We start from the raw sequence: 2,072 nt of genomic DNA on the forward strand, positions 1-2,072 counted from the left end.
GGTGGAGCCGGGCAGGGTGGAGATCAGGGACTCCGAGACAACGTTGGTGGACAACTCTCTACTCCTTGGGTGTGCGGAACGATCCGATGGACGGAATGAGTGGTGGATGCAGGGAAGGGCTCAGGAGGATGCCGGCGCCGCGACCTGGCCGGCGGCGGCTGCTGCCAGGCCGGCGGCGGCGATCCGGGCGGCGGCGTGCTTCTCGAGGGTCTTGCGCCAGCGGAGGAACTGCTTGGCCTGATTCCAGCCCAGCACCGCCACCGGCTCCTCACCCGCGTAGTAGACGGCCAGGAAGGAGTCCTCGTCCGGCCCGCCCTGCTCGTAGACCACCCGGTCCCCGGCCCCGGCGTCCCCGACGAACTGCAGGCGGGTGCCGTACTGGTTCGACCAGAAGTACGCCGGCTTCACCGCCGGCAGCGCGGCCAGGTCGGTGCCCAGCAGGGCGCCCACGGCCACCGCGGGCCGCTCGGCCGCCCCGGTCCAGTGCTCCACCCGGTGGTGCCGGCCCGAGACCGGGTCCAGCCACGCCGCGCAGTCACCGACCGCCACGACCCCGGGCACGTTCGTGCGCCCGACCTCGTCGCAGAGCACCCCGTTGCCCAGCTCGATCCCCGAGCCCTCCAGCCAGGACGTGTTGGGCACCGCACCGATCCCCACGAGCAGCACGTCGGTGGGCAGCACCCGCCCACCCGCCAGGCGCACCGCGGTGACAGATCCGTCCGAGACGTCGAAGTCCTCGACGCCGGCACCGCACAGCAGCTCCACCCCGGCCTGGGCGTGCAGCCCGGCCACCACCGCGCCCAGTTGCGCGCCCAGCGGGCCGCACAGCGGGGTCGATGCCTTCTCCAGCACCTTGACCTCCAGGCCCAGCTTGTGGGCCGTGGAGGCGACCTCCGCCCCGATGAACCCGGCACCGATGACCACCAGGTGCCCCCCGCGCCCGATCAGGTCGCGCAGCTTCCGCGCGTCCTCCAGGGTGCGCAGGGTCACCACGTTGTCCAGACCCGCGATCTGGGGCAGCGACCGCGGCGAAGCGCCGGTGGCGATCACCAGGCCGTCGGCGTGCAGCGTCCGCCCGTCCTCCAGCACCACCGAACGCGTGCCCACGTCGAAGGACACCGCCCGCACGCCCAGCACCCATTCGGCGCCCAGGTCCTCGGACTCGGTCTCCAGCGCCAGATCCTCGAGCTGGAAGGTGCCGGCCAGGAACTCCTTCGACAGGGGCGGCCGGTCGTACGGACGTTGCGGGTCGTCACCGACAATGACCAGCCGACCGGCAAAACCTTGCGCGCGAGCGGCCCGGGCGGCCGAGAGACCGGCCAGGGACGCCCCGACAATGACGAGGGACTCCATGGGAAACCCCTTTCGGAGGAGTGCGGAGAAATGACCCAGGACCACGCGGGGGAAGAACGGCTGGTGGACCTGCAGGAGCGTAATGCGCAACCTGGTTCGTAATGTGCCACCAGCGTGACCTGCGCCACTTCGGCTTGTCAAGCATTTCGTGCCACCGCTCGGGCGGCTCCAGGGCAGACGCCGCGAACGGCCCGTGCGGGGCCGTAATCCGCGGCAGCGCTCGTCGACGGTTCCGCCAATGTTGCGCACTATGAACTGCGTTGCACTCTTTGAGGCGAGGGTCCCGGCCACCGTCCGCCCCCGGTCGCCGGCGGGGGCGGTCCGATGGCAGGGTCTCGCTCTGCGCGGGCGCGCAGGAGGCCCGTCCCGGTAAGAGGTCCCCGGCCGGGCTGCGCCGGGATCGACGGACAGGCGGCGGAGGAGCACCGCAGGTCCGCGGAGGGCGCGGTCTGCGCCGTTCACGCCTCGAAAAGGGCCTGTGCCGGGCGTTCGTGAACCCGCCGCGCGTCGACGAGCCGGTCACCGCGTTCGTGCTCCACCGCGCCGGCCTGGCGGACTACGTCTGAGCGCCCCCCGGACGGCGCCGGCCCCCGCACCGGGGGACAGTGCGGGGGCCGGCGCCGGGCAGCCGGGTTCAGCGTTCGCGCCCCCCGCGGATGAAGGCCTCCAGATCCGCCCGCGCCACGTCGTCGGGCAGCTGCACGTGCGGGGACTTCATG

Annotated in this window: 1 protein-coding gene; it reads right to left on the reverse strand. The window is 72.5% G+C overall.

Annotated elements, in window-relative coordinates; genetic code table 11:
- Positions 1-120: 120 nt before the first annotated feature.
- The gene (locus RCG67_RS16760; RefSeq protein ID WP_368827918.1) at positions 121-1,353 is read right to left on the reverse strand and encodes an NAD(P)/FAD-dependent oxidoreductase; all 1,233 of its coding nucleotides are present in this window, start codon (positions 1,351-1,353) and stop codon (positions 121-123) included.
- Positions 1,354-2,072 lie beyond the last annotated feature (719 nt).

Source organism: Kocuria cellulosilytica, assembly GCF_040981245.1.
GTDB classification, from domain to species: Bacteria; Actinomycetota; Actinomycetes; order Actinomycetales; family Micrococcaceae; genus Kocuria; species Kocuria cellulosilytica.